Here is a 17,174-nt window from a genome sequence, read left to right as displayed (position 1 = left end):
ATGGTTGATGATTTATTCTCTGCAACTTCAGCAGATGATGCGTTAGTGCGCCCTTTAGCTGTACGAATGAGGCCTACGACACTAGATGAGGTCATAGGACAAAAGCACGTACTGGTTGATGGTTCGCCTCTTCGTCGTGTTGCTGCACCAGTTTCAAAGACACGTACGGCGCCAACGTCAATTATCCTTTTTGGTCCTCCTGGAGTTGGGAAAACAACTTTAGCGTACATTGTTGCTCAGCAGTCTGGTCGGGCATTTGAAGAATTGTCAGCTGTTACCTCTGGAGTTAAAGATATTCGTGAGGTTTTAACACGCGCTCATGAAAGGCTTGTAACAACTGGTCAAGAAACTGTTTTATTTATTGATGAGGTTCACCGTTTTTCCAAATCTCAGCAAGATGCACTTTTGCCAAGTGTGGAAAATCGTGATGTTACATTTATCGCAGCGACTACTGAGAACCCGAGTTTTTCGATAATATCTCCGCTTATCTCGCGTTCTGTTGTCGTTAAACTCAATTCACTCGAATCTAAAGATATTGAGGAAGTCCTTCGTCGTGCTATCCATTCAAGTAATGGTTTGAATGATGAAGTTCGCGTTACGGATGAAGCAATATCAGACATAGCACGCCTGTCCGGAGGGGATGCTCGAAAGTCGTTAACGATTTTAGAAGCAGCTGCTGGCTCTGTGGCTATCGAAAGACAACGAAAAAAAGGGGAGCGCCGGCCACTCGTTGATACGGTTGTAGTTGCGTCTGTTCTCGATATTGCGCAACTTAATTATGATAAATCCGGTGATAATCATTATGATGTCGCTAGCGCTTTTATTAAATCCATGCGTGGTTCTGATTCGGATGCTGCATTGCATTATTTGGCGCGAATGCTCCATGCTGGCGAAGATCCACGCTTCATCGCACGAAGAATTATGATTGCTGCAGCCGAAGAAGTTGGAATGGCAGCACCACAAATTTTGCAAGTAACTGTTGCTGCAGCTCAGGCGGTTGCTTTAGTAGGCATGCCTGAAGCACGTATAATTCTTGGCGAAGCTGTTTTAGCAGTTGCGACGGCGCCAAAATCCAACGCAAGTTATAACGCAATTAATGCAGCATTGCAAGACGTTGCATCGGGAAACGTTGGCGAAGTTCCTTTACATTTGAGGAATGCTCCGACTAAGCTTATGGAAGAATTTGGCAATCATAAAGGTTATATTTATGCCCACGATGTGCCAGGAGCGGTAGCAACACAGGAATATTTACCAGAAGTACTACGCGACAGAGAGTATTACCATCCTACAGATAGAGGATATGAACGAGAAGTAGGTCCGAGAGTAGAACGAATTCGATCCATACTTCACGCGGGTCGTGCTCATGATTCTCATACAGACCTCAATACTCGGCAGTACGATAGGAATAATACTAAGGAAAATAGCTCTAACAACAAATCGCATGAGGAGAATGACCATGACTAAGGCAGAATCTTTAACTTTCGCATTAGCACAAGTTAATACCAGTGTGGGGGATATTGAATCCAATTCACGTGTGATTTTCGACTATGCTTCTCGTGCTTACGAGCAGGGAGCACATATCGTTGTATTTCCTGAGATGACGTTGACGGGCTATCCTATAGAAGATTTAGCTTTGCGCGCAACATTTAGAAAAGCTGCTGAGGATTCAGCTTCTGCTATCGCTCGCAAGCTCAAGAATAACGGGTATGGCGATCTTTTCGTAGTTGTAGGGACAGTGGGCACATCTCACGATGCACGCAGCGCTCAAGGAGTTGAACTGCCAACTAATACTTTGCTTGTCCTGCACGATGGCGAAGTTATTCATTCGTACGATAAGCAATTTTTGCCTAATTATGGCGTATTTGATGAATTCCGAATTTTTACGCCAGGACATCGTACTCTTACAATGCAAATTGATGGATATCGTTTAGGGTTTGCTATTTGCGAGGATATTTGGCAAGATAACGGACCGGCACAGCAACTAGCAGACGCGGATCTTGATGCCTTGGTAACCATTAATGGTTCTCCATTTGAAGAGAATAAAGATAGTGTTCGTTTGGATCTGTGTATAAAGCGAGCGCAAGAAGTTAATGCTCCTGTTGTGTATGTGAACCAGGTCGGTGGACAAGATGATCTGGTGTTTGATGGGGGAAGCTTTGTCGTGAGTAAGGAAGGTACTGTTCTTGCTCGGTTAAACCAGTTTGATCAAGATATGCGCACATGGACTCTTCATGCCGATGGGACAAGTACAGCGGATGAGTTAGCGCGTGAAATGGACACGGATGAGAAAGTGTATCGTGCGTGCGTATTAGGACTTGAAGACTACATGCGAAAGAACGGTTTCAAGGGCGTAGTCTTAGGACTTTCTGGTGGAATTGACTCCGCTCTTGTTGCTGCAATGGCCGCTGATGCCTGTGGTGGCGAGAATGTATGGGGAATCTCTATGCCGAGCATGTATTCGTCAGATGGATCTAAAGATGATGCTGCTGACCTTGCTCAAAATATTGGTGCACATTATGAAATTCAACCAATCGAGCCAATCTTTACGAGCTATCAAGAGCAACTTAATTTAGAAGGAATTGCACAAGAAAATCTTCAGGCGCGAATTCGCGGTGTAATCGTCATGGCTTATTCGAATTCTCATGGATTATTGGCATTAGCAACAGGTAATAAGTCTGAGTGTGCATGTGGTTATTCAACGATTTACGGCGATGCTGTGGGTGGTTATGCGCCTATCAAAGATTTGCTCAAGACCCGTGTGTGGCAATTAGCGCGATGGCGTAACTCTTTCGCCATAGAAAATGGTCAAGTGCCACCAATCCCTGAAAATTCGATTATTAAACCGCCAAGTGCGGAATTGAGACCAGGTCAGAAAGATTCGGATTCATTACCTGAATATGAACTTCTCGACGCTGTATTGGAAGCATATATCGAAAAAGCTCATGGTCGCGCAGATCTACTTGCAGATGGCTTTGATGAGAAAACGGTTGATACTGTAATGCGCTTAGTTGATCGTGCTGAATGGAAACGTCGTCAATATCCTCTAGGTCCAAAGGTTACGGCGCTAGCATTCGGACGCGATAGACGTTTGCCGGTGACAAATGCGTTCCGTGAGTAAAATATATGTTCAATAAATTGAGGTAGAATCTATGTGGTGAGGTTGCGAGTGTGAGCAACCTCACTTTATTTTTGGTCTTTTCTACGAAAAACTAGATTACACTAGAAAGTGTTCAGCGAGGAATAAAATCCTCAGCTGTAAAGCAACCACAAGGAGAAATAATGGCAGCTGTAGATACAAATGCTGTTTCCGTTGAAGAGCTCCAAGCTCAGGCATGGGAAGGCTTCGCAGACGGTAATTGGAAGTCTGACATTGACGTTCGTGACTTCATCCAGAAGAACTACACCCCATACGAAGGTGACGAATCCTTCTTAGCAGACGCAACTGATAAGACTAAGCATCTGTGGAAGAAGCTTGATGACGAATACCTCGCAGTCGAACGCAAGCAGCGCGTGTATGACGTAGATACTCACACTCCTGCAGATATTGATGCATTCCCTGCTGGCTATATTGATGACCAAGACGATGTAATCGTAGGTCTCCAAACTGATGTTCCTTGCAAGCGCGCTATGATGCCAAATGGTGGATGGCGTATGGTTGAGCAGGCTATCATCGAAGCTGGTAAAGAGCCAGATCCTGAAGTAAAGAAGATCTTCACTAAGTACCGTAAGACACATAATGATGGTGTATTCGGTGTATATACTCCACGTATTAAGCGCGCACGTCACGCAAAGATTCTTACCGGTCTTCCAGATGCATATGGTCGCGGACGTATCATCGGCGATTATCGTCGTGTAGCACTCTACGGTGTTAATACTCTTATTGAGTTCAAGAAGCGCGATAAGGATTCCATCCCTTACCGTAATGATTTTACCGAGACCGAAATTGAACATTGGATTCGTTTCCGTGAAGAACATGATGAGCAAATCAAGGCTTTGAAGAAGCTCATCGTACTTGGTAAGGAATATGGTCTTGATCTTTCTCGTCCAGCAATGAACGCTAAGGAAGCTGTACAGTGGACTTATATGGGCTACCTTGCTTCCGTTAAGAGCCAAGATGGTGCAGCTATGTCCATCGGTCGCTTGTCTGCATTCTTTGATGCTTATATCGAGCGTGATTTCCAGCGCGGTACCTTGACTGAAACAGAAGCACAGGAAATCATCGACAATATCGTTATGAAGCTTCGTATCGTCCGCTTCTTGCGTACCAAGGATTATGACAACATCTTCTCTGGTGATCCTTACTGGGCTACTTGGTCTGATGCAGGCTTCGGTGATGATGGTCGTACTTTGGTTACAAAGACTTCCTTCCGTTTGCTCAACACTTTGACTCTTGAGCATCTTGGACCTGGTCCAGAGCCAAATATTACTATCTTCTGGGATCCAAAGCTTCCTGAAGGATACAAGCGCTTCTGCGCAAAGATTTCTATCGATACTTCTGCAATCCAGTACGAATCAGATAAGGATATCCGTTCTCACTGGGGCGATGACGCAGCAATCGCATGCTGCGTATCCCCAATGCGTGTTGGTAAGCAGATGCAGTTCTTCGCAGCTCGTGTGAACACCGCAAAGGCATTCCTCTATGCTTTGAATGATGGACGCGACGAGATGAGCGGTATGCGCGTTATCGATGAAGGCGTTATCGATCCAGTCAAGTTCAACGAAGATGGTTCCTTGAACTTCGAATCTGTTCAGGCAAACTATGAGAAGGCTCTTGAATGGTTGTCTGATACATACGTAGAAGCATTGAACATTATTCATTACATGCATGATAAGTATGCATATGAGTCCATCGAAATGGCTCTACACGACAAGGAAGTATACCGTACTCTTGGTTGCGGTATGTCTGGTCTGTCAATTGCTGCTGATTCCTTGGCTGCTGTTAAGTATGCAAAGGTATTCCCAATCTACAACAAGGATGCACAAGGCACTCCTGAATACGTAGAAGGTGCACCAGATGATTTGATTGTTAACTTCCGTACAGAGGGTGAATTCCCTGTATACGGTAACGATGATGATCGTGCTGATGACCTTGCAAAGTGGGTTGTTTCCACAGTTATGGGTCAGGTTCGCCGCCTGCCTGTATACCGTGGCGCTGTACCTACCCAGTCCGTTCTTACAATCACTTCGAACGTTGAGTATGGTAAGAACACAGGTTCCTTCCCATCAGGTCACAAGAAGGGCACCCCATTTGCTCCAGGTGCAAACCCTGAGAACGGTATGGATTCTCACGGTATGCTCCCATCAATGTTCTCAGTCGGCAAGATTGACTACGATGATGCTCTCGACGGCATCTCCTTGACTAACACCATCACTCCGGATGGTCTTGGCCGCGATGAACTTGAGCGTATCAACAACCTTGTAGGCATTCTTGATGCTGGTAATGGACACGGTTTGTACCATGCAAACATCAACGTTTTGCGCAAGGAACAGCTTGAAGACGCAGTTGAGAACCCAGAGAAGTATCCTCACTTGACAGTGCGTGTATCTGGTTATGCTGTAAACTTCGTCAAGCTTACAAAGGAACAGCAGCTCGACGTCATTTCTCGTACCTTCCATGCAGGTGCAGTTTCTGACTAAGAACTACACTAACCGAATAGGTTAATCCTCAAGAGGGGCGAGGCAATACCTCGCCCCTTCGTATAAGAAATTATTAAAATATTAGATTCCTGATTGTACTCATGACAGTACAAGAGTCAAAGGAGACTTTAGATGCCAGCTTTTCGTAGCACGACAGCTCACATGCTTCGCGAATCAAAGGAATACGCGAGTCAGACGCTTATGGGTGGCCTGTCTGGTTTTGAGTCTCCTATAGGTCTCGACAGAAGAGACCGTTTACAAGCATTAAAATCTGGTGACATTGGATTTGTGCATTCATGGGATATTAACACATCTGTTGATGGTCCAGGTACACGTATGACCGTCTTTATGAGTGGGTGCCCGCTTCGTTGTCAGTATTGCCAAAATCCTGATACCTGGAAAATGCGCGATGGGCAGCCTGTCTACCTCGATGCGATGGTAAAAAAGGTAGAGCGTTATAAAGATTTGTTTAAAGCAACCGGTGGTGGTATCACTTTTTCTGGCGGCGAATCCATGATGCAACCAGCATTCGTATCGCGAGTATTTCGTGCGGCTAAAGAGATGGGCGTGCATACCTGCCTTGATACTTCCGGTTTTTTGGGAAGAAATTACACAGATGATCAGATAGACGACATTGATTTATGCTTGCTTGATGTTAAATCCGGTAATGAAGAGACATATAAAGAAGTCACCGGTGGAACGCTAGCTCCTACAATCGAGTTTGGTAAACGCTTAGCGGCGCAGAATAAGAAAATTTGGGTACGCTTTGTTCTCGTACCAGGATTGACAGATTCGGAAGAAAATGTCGAACAAGTAGCTCAAATCTGCGAACAATTTGGTGAGGCTGTAGAACATATCGATGTACTTGGATTCCATCAACTTGGTCGACCAAAGTGGCATGAAATGCGTATACCGTACCCACTCGAAGATGCAAAGGGGCCATCCGCTGCTCTGAAAAAACGCGTGACGGAGCAATTCGAATCACACGGATTCGTGGTGTACTAGGTCCTATATTTATCGCCAGAGAAACGTTGAATTGTACGTTCCGTCCTCAGTGTTAGACTTTTTCGTGCTATGAGTGAAAAAAATGACGATATCCGTTTACTTGCTGAGCCTGCCGGGGGAGTACCTGATGTAATTCGTACTCGCCAGCAGTTTGATACGTTTATTCACAGCTATGAGGATAGTTACGGTCCGTTGGCTGCTGATGCTGAGCGAGCTTCGGGTTTTCGTTATGGTCATCGTGATTATCTCGTGCAATTTAAACGCGCAGGAGCTCCAATTGCTCTTCTTGACCCGATTGCATTACAGGAGGAACGGGTTGATTGGCAGGCTTTTAATGCATTGATTTGCGGAGATGAATGGATTATTCACGATAGCCTTCAAGATATTCCCGGATTTAAAGAAATTGGTTTTTCAATTGATAAGCTTTTTGACACGGAGCATGCTGCGCGTTTATTAGGGCTTAAAAGATTTGGACTTTCTGCGGTTACCGAACATTATTTACATGTGACTCTAGCTAAAGAGCATTCTGCTGCTGATTGGTCCTATCGGCCGTTGAATAGAGATTTGCGTAACTATGCAGCTTTGGATGTTGAAATATTGATTGAGCTACGTGAAGCTCTTATTCATGATTTGAAACAAACAGGAAAGCTAGAGTGGGCATACGAGGATTTTGAATATCTTCGAGCTAAGGGACTCAAAGAAAAAGAACCCCATCCACAACCATGGAGAAAAGTTTCACATATAACTCGTTTGAGCAATGATGCACGTGGTCTTGCAATCGTACAGGAGTTATGGACAGAGCGCGAAAAATTAGCACAAGAGCTTGATATTGCTCCGACATTGTTACTTAGCGATGCTGGTATTATTGAAGCTGCTGTTAGAAAGCCAAAAAACACTAAAGAATTTAGCAAAATTAAATTATTAAATGACCGTGTACGTGTACAAACTGACCCTGACCGAGCAAAAATGTTCGAGCGCTATGCTGCTGTCCAGCGACAGGTTAAACCAAAGGTTTGGAAAGATGCGATAGAGAGAGCATTAGATAAGCCTTATCGCGACGTTCTTCATGACACACAGCAAATCGAAAAAGAGGGGACAAGTGCTCCACGCTCAATGAAGTATTGGCGTGAACATCATCCAGATAGATTTGAGCGTCTAAAGAATGCAAAAGGGATTATTGGTCAGATAAGTCAGGATACTCATACTCCTGTTGAAATTTTGCTGAAGCCACAAGTATTGCGCAATTTATGCTGGCAAGACGATATAAAAGAAGATTTAGAATCAATATCAGAATTTTTAACTAAGCAAGGGGTACGTAACTGGCAAGTGGAATTACTTGCTCCGTCCCTAAGTAAAGTTATTATATAAAGGTTGCCTCGTCCTTATTATCGCGGACAAGGCTAGGTAAGACTAGTATGAATGGGAGTGCCACGTGAAGATTAGCGTGAGGAATCTCGAGCCAACTAAGGTAAGGCTCACCATCACTGTAGATCAGGAAGAACTCAACCCTCATTTGGATGAGGCTCGTAAGTCTATTGCAAACCAGATTAATGTGCCAGGTTTCCGCAAGGGGCATATTCCTGGAAAGATTGTTGATCAGCGCGTAGGCTATGCAGCAGTTGTTGGCGAAGCAATTAATGAAGCTGTTCCACAGTTCTACAATGATGCAATTGAAGAAAAGAACTTGCGTCCAATGGATCAACCTACCCTTGATTTGAAGGATGTTCCACAGGCAAAGGACGATGGCGTAAAGCTTAAGTTCACAGCTGAAGTAGAAGTTCGCCCACAGTTCGAGCTCCCTGCACTTGATGGTATGACTGTTGAAGTTGCAAAGCCTGAAGTAACTGAAGAAGATATCAATGCTCGTCTTGAAGCTCTTCAGCAACGCTTTGGTACACTCGTAAGTGTTGACCGTCCGGCAGCACAGGGTGACTATGCAAACATCAGCCTTGAAGCTGTCATCAATGACGAAACTGTTGATTCTCAAGATGGCGTTAGCTATGAAATCGGTGCTGGAAACATGCTTGACGGTATCGATGAAGCATTGATCGGTCTTTCTGCTGGTGAAAAGACTACATTCAAGTCCAAGCTTGCTGCAGGCGAACATGAAGGTGAAGAAGCTGAAATCAAGGTAACCTTGAACTCCGTTAAGGAAATGCAGCTTCCTGAACTTGATGATGATTTTGCACAGGATGCTTCTGAATTCGATACTCTTGATGAGTTGAAGGAAGATATCAAGAAGCAGGCAGAACTCGATGCAGAAGGTCGTCAGGCAAATGCTGCACGTGATGCATTCCTCGCTCAGGTAGTAGAGGGCATTGAAATTCCTGTACCAAAGGGATTGCTTGCAAATCATACCGATGAGCATTTGCGTAACATTGGCAAGACTGCTGAAACTGCAACTGCAGATGAGAAGAAGGAAGCAGCAGAGTCTGCTGAAAAAGAATTGCGCGACCAGATTCTTCTCGATACATTGGCAGAAACCATGGATGTTCAGGTTTCCCAGTCTGATGTTATGAACTTCTTGGCTTCTGTCGCACAGCAGTACGGCATGGATCCAAACAACTTCATCAACTCCATCATTCAGGGTGGCCAGCTTCCATCAGCTGTACAGGAAGTTGCACGCTCTAAGGGTATGCTTACTGCAATGCGTCAGGTAACTTTCAAGGATCCTGAAGGCAACGTAGTAGACCTTTCTCGTTTCCTCGGTAGCGACGAAACAGACGAGAATCAGAGCGTTGCTGCAGCAAGTGCAGCTGCTGAAGTAGCTGACGAAGTTGCTAATGAAGCTAAGTAAGCTCAGTAATTAATTCTACTGCGATAACGGGCATCCCTGATCGGCTTGCTCTTAATCCAGATACGTGTGGGTCTCGATATTCGAGGCCCACACGTATATATGACTATATGACATCAATATTGGGCATAAAATATTGCAATGAGAATAAGCGAATTCAGAATACTAAATTGATAAAATAAATAGAACAGCGATACGCGAAAATTATACATAACTATCTCACACCACGGCTATTCGACTTTAGTATCTTCTCATTGTATTAAATATTTAAATTCAGGATATGCAGGAAAACCACAATGCCTCAAGAAACCACCGCATTCAACGATAAAAAACCTCGTACTAAAATTCTCATCGCAATTGTCATCATATTTGGTCTTGGGGCTATTATCGGTTTGGGTGCTGCACTTCTATCTTTACTGCTTGAAGAAGTCCAATCTCATCTTTTAGGTGCAACTGAAAGTGTCTCAAATCCATCCGGTGCTGGAAATCCATGGCGTAGAGTGGCAAGTATAATTCTGGCAAGTATTATAGCTGCAGTTGTATGGTGGGTTTTGCGAGCGAAAGCACATGTTCCATCCGTCAGCAAAGCAGTTAAAGGCGAAAAAATGCCTTTCCTTGCAACGCTTGTCCACGTTGTTCTCCAAATTTTTATCGTTGGTGCTGGTATGTCGGTTGGCCGCGAAACAGCTCCTCGTGAATTAGGTTCGCTTTTCGGACAGAGACTAGGAAATTTTCTTAAACTTACGGACAAAGATATTTCGCTTATTACTGCAGTGGCGGCGGGAGCGGGCTTTGCTGGTGTCTATGATGCACCGTTAGCCGGAATGTTTTTTGCCGTTGAAATTTTGCTTGCTAATGTGAGCATGTATATCGTTATGTTATCCTTCGGCACAAGTGCGGTTGCGGCTTTCACAGCAGGTCTAATAAAAGGGCATAAGGCTTTTTACAATGTTGCAAACGTGGAAGTCTCATGGCAAACAATGCTTCTGTGCCTTATAATCGGTCCGCTTATGGGAGCGATTGCGTATTTCTTTAGGAGAACGACATCGTGGGCATCATCGAAGCAAACTCATAATGTGTATATCGTATGGCAACTTCCTCTTATGGGGGCAGTTACTGCTGCGATTGCGTATTTTGCTCCTCAAATCATGGGAAATGGTCGCGCCTTAGCGCAATTTTCGTATAATTCAGTCGGTTTACAAGCTGTCGGTATACTCTTGCTTCTAGCAAGCGTTAAATGGGTTGTTACAGTTATGACTATCCGTAGCGGAGCTTCTGGGGGAGTTTTGACACCGGCAATTGCGGTCGGAGGTGCATTAGGTGCAATTATCGCCATTCTATGTACAACCTTTTTACCGGGATTAAATATATCGATTATTGCTTTAATTGCTTCGGCTGCTTTCTTGGCTACGAGTCAAAAAGCACCGTTAATGGCTTCATGTCTGATGATTGAGCTTAGCCATAGTTCCGTCAATACGATGGTAGCTGTGGGTGTAGCTGTAGCATTATCTGTTCTTGTTTCTATGACACTGGATAAAATGGAACAGCAAGTACAACTTCATAATGGCTTTTCTCAGAGTGAAAAGTTGCGCTGAGTGCGCAAATACATTGCTTGGTCAAGCAAAACCTGTATTGTCGAAGTTATAAGAAATAAAGGAGATACTTATGGCACTTTCGACACCACAGATGCCAATCATGGCAGAGGGTGAAGCAGCTATGGCGGGAGATCCGATTTTTTCTCGCTTGCTTAAAGACCGTATTATCTGGTTGGGCGACGAAGTAAAAGATTCCAATGCAAATGTGATATGCGCTCAAATGCTGATGCTTGCCGCTGAAGATCCAGATAAAGATATATGGCTGTATATCAATTCCCCAGGTGGATCTATTACAGCTGGCATGGCTATTTACGACACAATGCAACTGATTAAGCCAGATGTTGCTACCGTAGCAGTTGGTATGGCGGCTTCAATGGGACAGTTCCTGTTGTCCAGCGGTACGCCAGGAAAGCGTTATATTACTAAGCATGCTCGTGTCCTCATGCATCAGCCATCCGGCGGTGTGGGCGGCACAGCTAGCGAAGTACGTATTAATGCAGAGTTGATCATGGACATGAAGAAGACCTTGTCTGAATTAACTGCACAGCAAACTGGACATACTGTCGAAGAAATTTATCGTGATAACGAATATGATCATTGGTTTACTGCACAGCAAGCCCTAGATTATGGCTTTGTAGATAAAATCGTTGACACTCCAGAAAGCATGAACTAGAAAGGGGAGAGCATGGCATCTCAAGAAGCACAATTTATTGCTCGAGCTGAACGTCTTGCTGGCCCACAGGCTCGTTATGTAATGCCTCAGTTCGAGGAGAAAACGGCATATGGATTTAAACGTTCTGATCCATATAGCCGTCTGTTTGAAGATCGTATTATATTCATGGGCGTTCAAGTTGATGATGCGTCTGCAGATGATATTATGGCTCAGCTTTTGGTTCTTGAAAGTCAAGATCCGAATCGCGACGTCATGATGTATATTAATTCGCCTGGTGGTTCTATGACTGCAATGACGGCAGTATATGACACGATGCAATACATTAAGCCAGATGTTCAAACAGTATGTCTTGGTCAAGCTGCATCGGCAGCTGCAGTTCTTCTTGCAGCAGGAACTCATGGAAAGCGACTGATGCTTCCAAATGCGCGCGTATTGATTCATCAGCCTGCTATGGGACAAGATTTCGGTAAGGCTACTGAAATCGAGATTCAGGCACGCGAATTGGAGCGTATGCGTACATGGCTGGAGGAAACTTTGGCACATCATACTGGCCAAGATATCGAAAGAATCCACAAGGATATCGAGACGGATACAATTCTTACAGCTCCTCAGGCTCTTGAATACGGCATGGTTGATGCTGTATTAGGAAAGCGCGAGTAGTGAAATTTATATCTGAGTTGAATTCATGTCTGAGCATTCATGCGATAAAAATGTGATGTGTTAGATAAAATTCAACACTACAATCTGTATTGCGCATCTCTGGTTTGTTAGACTAGAGATGCGTTTTTATTATCTTAGGAGTGCAATGAGCGAAGTTGTCAGCTATTACGACGATGTTCCACGCTGCAGTTTTTGTGGCAAGACAGAAGATCAAGTGCATAAACTTGTTACAGGATCTAATGTTGCCATTTGCGATGAATGTATTGAATTATGTGTTGACATAATCTCTGAAGATAGACTTACTCAAGCTGACCATGACAGCGTTAAACTCATCTCACCAAGTCGAATTACTTCTTTCCTAGACAACTATGTCGTAGGTCAAGCACATGCAAAAAGAACGCTTGCTGTAGCAGTGTACAACCACTATAAGCGAGTCAATATGCAGATAGTCGATGGTGCTAACAAGCTTTCTCATGCTATCAAGGCCTCTGATGATTTACTCGCTGAGGTAGAAATTTCAAAATCAAATGTCCTACTGCTCGGTCCAACAGGTACGGGTAAAACGTATCTCGCGCAAACTTTAGCTCGAATTATGAACGTACCATTTACCATTGTTGATGCAACAACTCTTACTGAGGCTGGCTATGTAGGCGATGACGTTGAAACTGTTCTTCAGCGGTTACTCAATGCGGCAGATGGAAATATTGAAAGAGCTGAACGAGGAATTATCTATATCGATGAAATCGATAAGATAGCGCGTAAATCGGGAGAAAATACCTCTATAACACGTGACGTGAGTGGGGAGGGAGTGCAGCAGGCTCTTCTTAAACTCATCGAAGGTACAAGAGCTACTGTGCCTCTTAAGGGCACCCGTAAACACGAAGAGCAAGAAATGGTGCAAATCGACACTCAAGGTATTCTTTTTATTTGTGCTGGAGCTTTTGTTGGATTGGAAGATATAGTTCGTAAACGACTAGGCAAGCATGCTTTAGGATTCGGCGCTGACTGGACAGTTAGTGAGATGAGTGACGAACAATTGCTTGAACATGTAACAGCACAAGATTTAGCAGATTTCGGCTTATTACCAGAATTCGTCGGTCGAATGCCTGTCGTAGCGTCTCTTAATTCGCTGAACGAAAATGATTTGATAGATATACTAACTAAACCGCGCAACGCATTGGTAAAGCAATATCAAAAGTTATTTGCTGCAGAAGGCACAGAACTAGTGTTTACTGATGAAGCTTTACATGCAATAGCTCATCTCGCATTAGAACGCGGAACGGGGGCACGAGGTTTGCGCTCTATTATGGAGAATATCTTGGAAGAGTCTATGTATGTTATTCCCGATCGAGATGACGTATTGCGCGTAGTTATAGATGAACAGGTGGTTCAGGGACATGATTCCGCGCAACTCGAACTACAATAGATGGTAATGAACTGAATTTATGGTTTATCTAACTCAAAGGAGAGAAAATGGAATTCGCTACAGTCGTTAATGAGCGTCATTCAGTGAGGGATTTTACTCAAGAAGAAATCCCAGTAGATGTGTTACGTCAAATTACTCAGTTGGCGCAGAAAACACCGACATGGGTTAACGAGCAGCCGGCAAAAGTGTATTTTGTAACCAAAGATGCTGCGTTAAGACTTCGGCATGAGTATGAAAAGCGAATTAATGATAACGAGCCGGCGCATAGCGATATAGAACCAATGCCTCGCGAGAAATGGCCAGAACGCAATCAGAACATAATGGGTCGATGGACCATCGAATTTAAGAAGCAATTTGAACCTGGACAGGTACATTTCAACCATGCCCAGAAAACGCTATTTAATGCTCCTGTATTCGCTTTTATTACTATCCCTAAGGGAATCTTTGACTGGGCTATTTTCGATGCTGGAGCATATAGCAATACATTAATGTTAGCAGCGAAAAGTCTTGGTGTGGATTCGATAGCCGCATATGCGACAGTTATCTATCCTGAAGTTGTCCGTACTATCGCAAATATTCCGGAGGACGAGCTTCTTGTTATCGGAATCGGCTTAGGATACGCTAGTAAAGATGATATTAATACCTTCGTTCCATCCAGAGCTAGCGTGGATGACGTTATGACGGTCGTGGAAAGTTAATGCTTTTTTCATGCATATGCCTAAAATCAAATAAGCTTCGAAGAGAGCGTGCAGGTAACGTGCAAACAAGTAGAGAGTGTGGTAATAACGCTAAAACACTTGCGACACGCCCTTGGCTTGCGCAACGATATAAACATCGCTACTATATATGTCTTGTGCACAGCACACAGCAACTACACAGTAGCTTACATTCCCCGTTAGCTCAGTTGGCAGAGCGTCTGACTGTTAATCAGAATGTCGCTGGTTCAAGTCCAGCACGGGGAGCAATCGCCGAGGTTAATACCTCGGCTTTTTTGTTTTCTTATGATGGCATGGATGCCCCAGCAGATTGATGGTGCGAGTACGGTTTTTCACATTTGTTCACAAGTCCTTTAAAAGTAGCTTGAACGGAGATACTTATGGAACGATAAATGCATGAGGACAATAAAGCATTCCTGCACTGTATGGGTAACGGTATTTATGATTATCCACACCGTTATCATCACGAATATACCGGCGTTTGCACTTGACCGTACGCCCATAGATTCACGTTGCATATCTCTGATGTCATGGCCCTTAGAAAATGTGCGGGTAATTCGGGAGTTCGATCCTCCGGGTAAACCATGGCTAGCAGGACATCGAGGAGTGGACCTTGACGCAGGCGAAGGAACTAAACTTTTAGCTCCTGCCGATGGGAAAATATTTTTTGCAGGAAAAGTTGCCGAAAAAGATGTTGTTGTGCTTATGCATGCGTATGGCATTCGTAGCACCTTTGAACCCGCAACTACACGTCTAGAAAAAGGGCAAAAAGTAGCGCGTGGACAGCAGTTTGCCACGCGCTCATCGGGGAAAAGTGACCATTGCTCAAACTCGTGTGTACATTGGGGGATTAAGCGGATTAGCATTCAGCACAGCGATAGCCGTGCTGCGCGTCGTCGCATCACGCATACTCAATATCTCAATCCATCACGAATGGTTAAAGCACGGCGAATTACAATCCAGCTTCCGCAGGAGTAATATAACCTGTATCAAGCAACGTCTTCTTCAAATTATCAGAATTAACTGCAAACAAAGGGGCAGTTACAGTGTTATTTTGTATATTTGGGACGGACTTTTCAAGCTGAGATGGAGAGGTCTTTTTCTCGCAAATCGCACGACTTAATGCGGCAATAGAGGACACAACACTATTTCGTTCTTCAGCGCTTGAAATCCAAATTTTTCCATTCACAATATCAGCTATGGCATCAATATAAGTACCAAAACCCGTTACTATAGGCCAGGTTAAAATCGTATGATTCGGCTGAGGATTGCGCTTTTTGTATGGAGTGCTTTGTGAATCTTGTGAATTACTATCAGTAGTATTCGTATCATCGGTAGAAGAATTATTTGGTTGTGGCACACGTTGTTTATGAACATCTACGTTGTCAGAGAGTTTCTTGATAATGCTATCTAATGTGACATCTGGATTCACCTGTGCACTTGATCCAGTAAAACCTAACTCCGTAAGAGCAGATACTGCTCCTTGAGCGATATAATCATTAAAAGCCAAGATTCCGTCAACATTAACAATCGCATTATTACTTGATTCATCTGAAGAAGTTAAACGCACTTTCAGCGCCGATGATATTGAATCAGCTGAATCATCAGGAACAGATACATTGCGCCAATCATCTTCTGTCGAGTTAGCATCAAGGAGACCAGAAGGACTAAAAGCGACGCCAGTTGTGTAATACGGTTTAAGAATCTTCCATGAGGCACTAAAAAGTTGCTGAGCAAATTGTGCGCCTACATTGAGAGGAATAATAATTTCAATTGCTTGTGGATTCTTAATAGTAGCCTTGTCAAGCTGTAATTTTCTGACCAGATTATCCGTTTGTATTCTTGCAATAGATTGAGCAGTAGCGAAAGAAATAAAATAGTTTTCGGAAAAATCTGGAACCTTATGCGACATGAGCACGACAGTAATTCCATTGTCTTGTGCATCCTTGAGAGCACTAGCAAGCTGCTTATGAAGACTCGTATATTCATCTTGCTGACTGTCAGAAAGATTATCGAATTCAAGCTCATCGTTGTTGAGCGTATTTTGTGTAACAGTATCACCGAAACGTTGAGCTATAGCGGTTGCATACGAAGTTTTAATTGGCTGATGCGGTGCGAAAATGAGCGTATGAGGGTGCTTATCTTTTTCTGCCTTATATGTATTTGTTATTCTTTTAATTTGATTAATCTGAGCGGAAAGATCAGAATAATGTGATTCAGAAATTTGAGAATCTACAAAGCCGTGAGTTTTTAATGATTTCACAAGTGAAGATCGGATGCTTTCCCAGTTATTTAGGGGTAAATTCGAACTCATCGCAGAATTACCAGTAGGTGTAACGATATCGACAGTTCCAGTGAGGGAAGAAGCTTGAGAATTACTTGATGCTGTACGAGGGCTGCATGACGCACATGTACACAGTGCAAGTGCCATTACACAGGCTGGAATCCACCGAGATAAAATTCGCTGTAAAAAAATCTTCAAAGAAATTTTGCCTACTTTGAAATGCACGTCAATTCCCTCCAAAAGTTATCGCATTAGTATCTCATAGTGTGATGAGTAATTACATAGAATATTACCGCAAGTGCTCTAAGAATAATGTAGCGTCGGCTAAATGAGACACAGGAAGCGAAATGAAACGAATAATCTATTGCGATTCTAGTTGGTAAT

13 protein-coding genes and 1 tRNA gene are annotated in these 17,174 nt (G+C 43.7%); 13 read left to right on the top strand and 1 reads right to left on the bottom strand.

Annotated elements, in window-relative coordinates:
* From EJ419_RS01620 to EJ419_RS01560, 13 genes are all read left to right on the top strand, one after another.
* Complete coding sequence (locus tag EJ419_RS01620; protein WP_165496192.1) at positions 1-1,464, top strand: replication-associated recombination protein A; 1,464 nt, start codon at positions 1-3, stop codon at positions 1,462-1,464.
* Positions 1,457-3,118: an NAD+ synthase gene (locus EJ419_RS01615; RefSeq protein ID WP_165496191.1), complete on the top strand. Its 1,662-nt coding sequence runs from the start codon at positions 1,457-1,459 to the stop codon at positions 3,116-3,118. Before EJ419_RS01620 ends, EJ419_RS01615 begins: the two co-directional genes overlap by 8 nt.
* A 161-nt stretch (positions 3,119-3,279) precedes the next feature.
* The gene (gene pflB, locus EJ419_RS01610) at positions 3,280-5,637 is read left to right on the top strand and encodes a formate C-acetyltransferase (RefSeq protein ID WP_131283169.1); all 2,358 of its coding nucleotides are present in this window, start codon (positions 3,280-3,282) and stop codon (positions 5,635-5,637) included.
* A 132-nt stretch (positions 5,638-5,769) separates the two neighbouring features.
* Positions 5,770-6,642, top strand: a complete 873-nt coding sequence (gene pflA, locus EJ419_RS01605; protein ID WP_131283168.1) for a pyruvate formate-lyase-activating protein — start codon at positions 5,770-5,772, stop codon at positions 6,640-6,642.
* 69 nt (positions 6,643-6,711) lie between these two features.
* Positions 6,712-8,010, top strand: a complete 1,299-nt coding sequence (locus EJ419_RS01600) for an HRDC domain-containing protein (RefSeq protein ID WP_131283167.1) — start codon at positions 6,712-6,714, stop codon at positions 8,008-8,010.
* 64 nt (positions 8,011-8,074) lie between these two features.
* Entirely contained in the window at positions 8,075-9,439 is a 1,365-nt protein-coding gene (tig, locus tag EJ419_RS01595; protein WP_131283166.1) for a trigger factor, read from the top strand.
* Between the two features lie 293 nt (positions 9,440-9,732).
* Positions 9,733-11,031, top strand: coding sequence for a chloride channel protein (locus EJ419_RS01590; protein WP_131283165.1), 1,299 nt, complete (start codon positions 9,733-9,735; stop codon positions 11,029-11,031).
* Positions 11,032-11,101: 70 nt separating this feature from the next.
* Entirely contained in the window at positions 11,102-11,704 is a 603-nt protein-coding gene (locus EJ419_RS01585; RefSeq protein WP_165496190.1) for an ATP-dependent Clp protease proteolytic subunit, read from the top strand.
* Between the two features lie 12 nt (positions 11,705-11,716).
* Positions 11,717-12,364: an ATP-dependent Clp protease proteolytic subunit gene (locus EJ419_RS01580; RefSeq protein ID WP_131283164.1), complete on the top strand. Its 648-nt coding sequence runs from the start codon at positions 11,717-11,719 to the stop codon at positions 12,362-12,364.
* A 145-nt stretch (positions 12,365-12,509) separates the two neighbouring features.
* Positions 12,510-13,790: an ATP-dependent Clp protease ATP-binding subunit ClpX gene (gene clpX, locus EJ419_RS01575; RefSeq protein ID WP_131283163.1), complete on the top strand. Its 1,281-nt coding sequence runs from the start codon at positions 12,510-12,512 to the stop codon at positions 13,788-13,790.
* Positions 13,791-13,837: 47 nt separating this feature from the next.
* Positions 13,838-14,488 (top strand): nitroreductase, encoded by a 651-nt coding sequence (locus EJ419_RS01570; RefSeq protein ID WP_131283162.1) that lies wholly within the window; start codon positions 13,838-13,840, stop codon positions 14,486-14,488.
* Between the two features lie 191 nt (positions 14,489-14,679).
* Positions 14,680-14,752 (top strand) — tRNA-Asn (locus EJ419_RS01565).
* A 150-nt stretch (positions 14,753-14,902) separates the two neighbouring features.
* The gene (locus EJ419_RS01560; RefSeq protein ID WP_240680297.1) at positions 14,903-15,484 is read left to right on the top strand and encodes a M23 family metallopeptidase; all 582 of its coding nucleotides are present in this window, start codon (positions 14,903-14,905) and stop codon (positions 15,482-15,484) included.
* On the opposite strand, the gene EJ419_RS01555 is transcribed toward EJ419_RS01560, so the two are convergent.
* Positions 15,459-16,937, bottom strand: coding sequence for a type 1 periplasmic-binding domain-containing protein (locus EJ419_RS01555; protein ID WP_131283161.1), 1,479 nt, complete (start codon positions 16,935-16,937; stop codon positions 15,459-15,461). The two genes, EJ419_RS01560 and EJ419_RS01555, sit on opposite strands and share 26 nt — an antisense overlap.
* Between the last annotated feature and the right edge of the window lie 237 nt (positions 16,938-17,174).

It is taken from the genome of Alloscardovia theropitheci (assembly GCF_004332295.1).
Lineage (GTDB): Bacteria > Actinomycetota > Actinomycetes > Actinomycetales > Bifidobacteriaceae > Alloscardovia > Alloscardovia theropitheci.
This window is presented reverse-complemented; position numbering and strand designations above follow the sequence as displayed.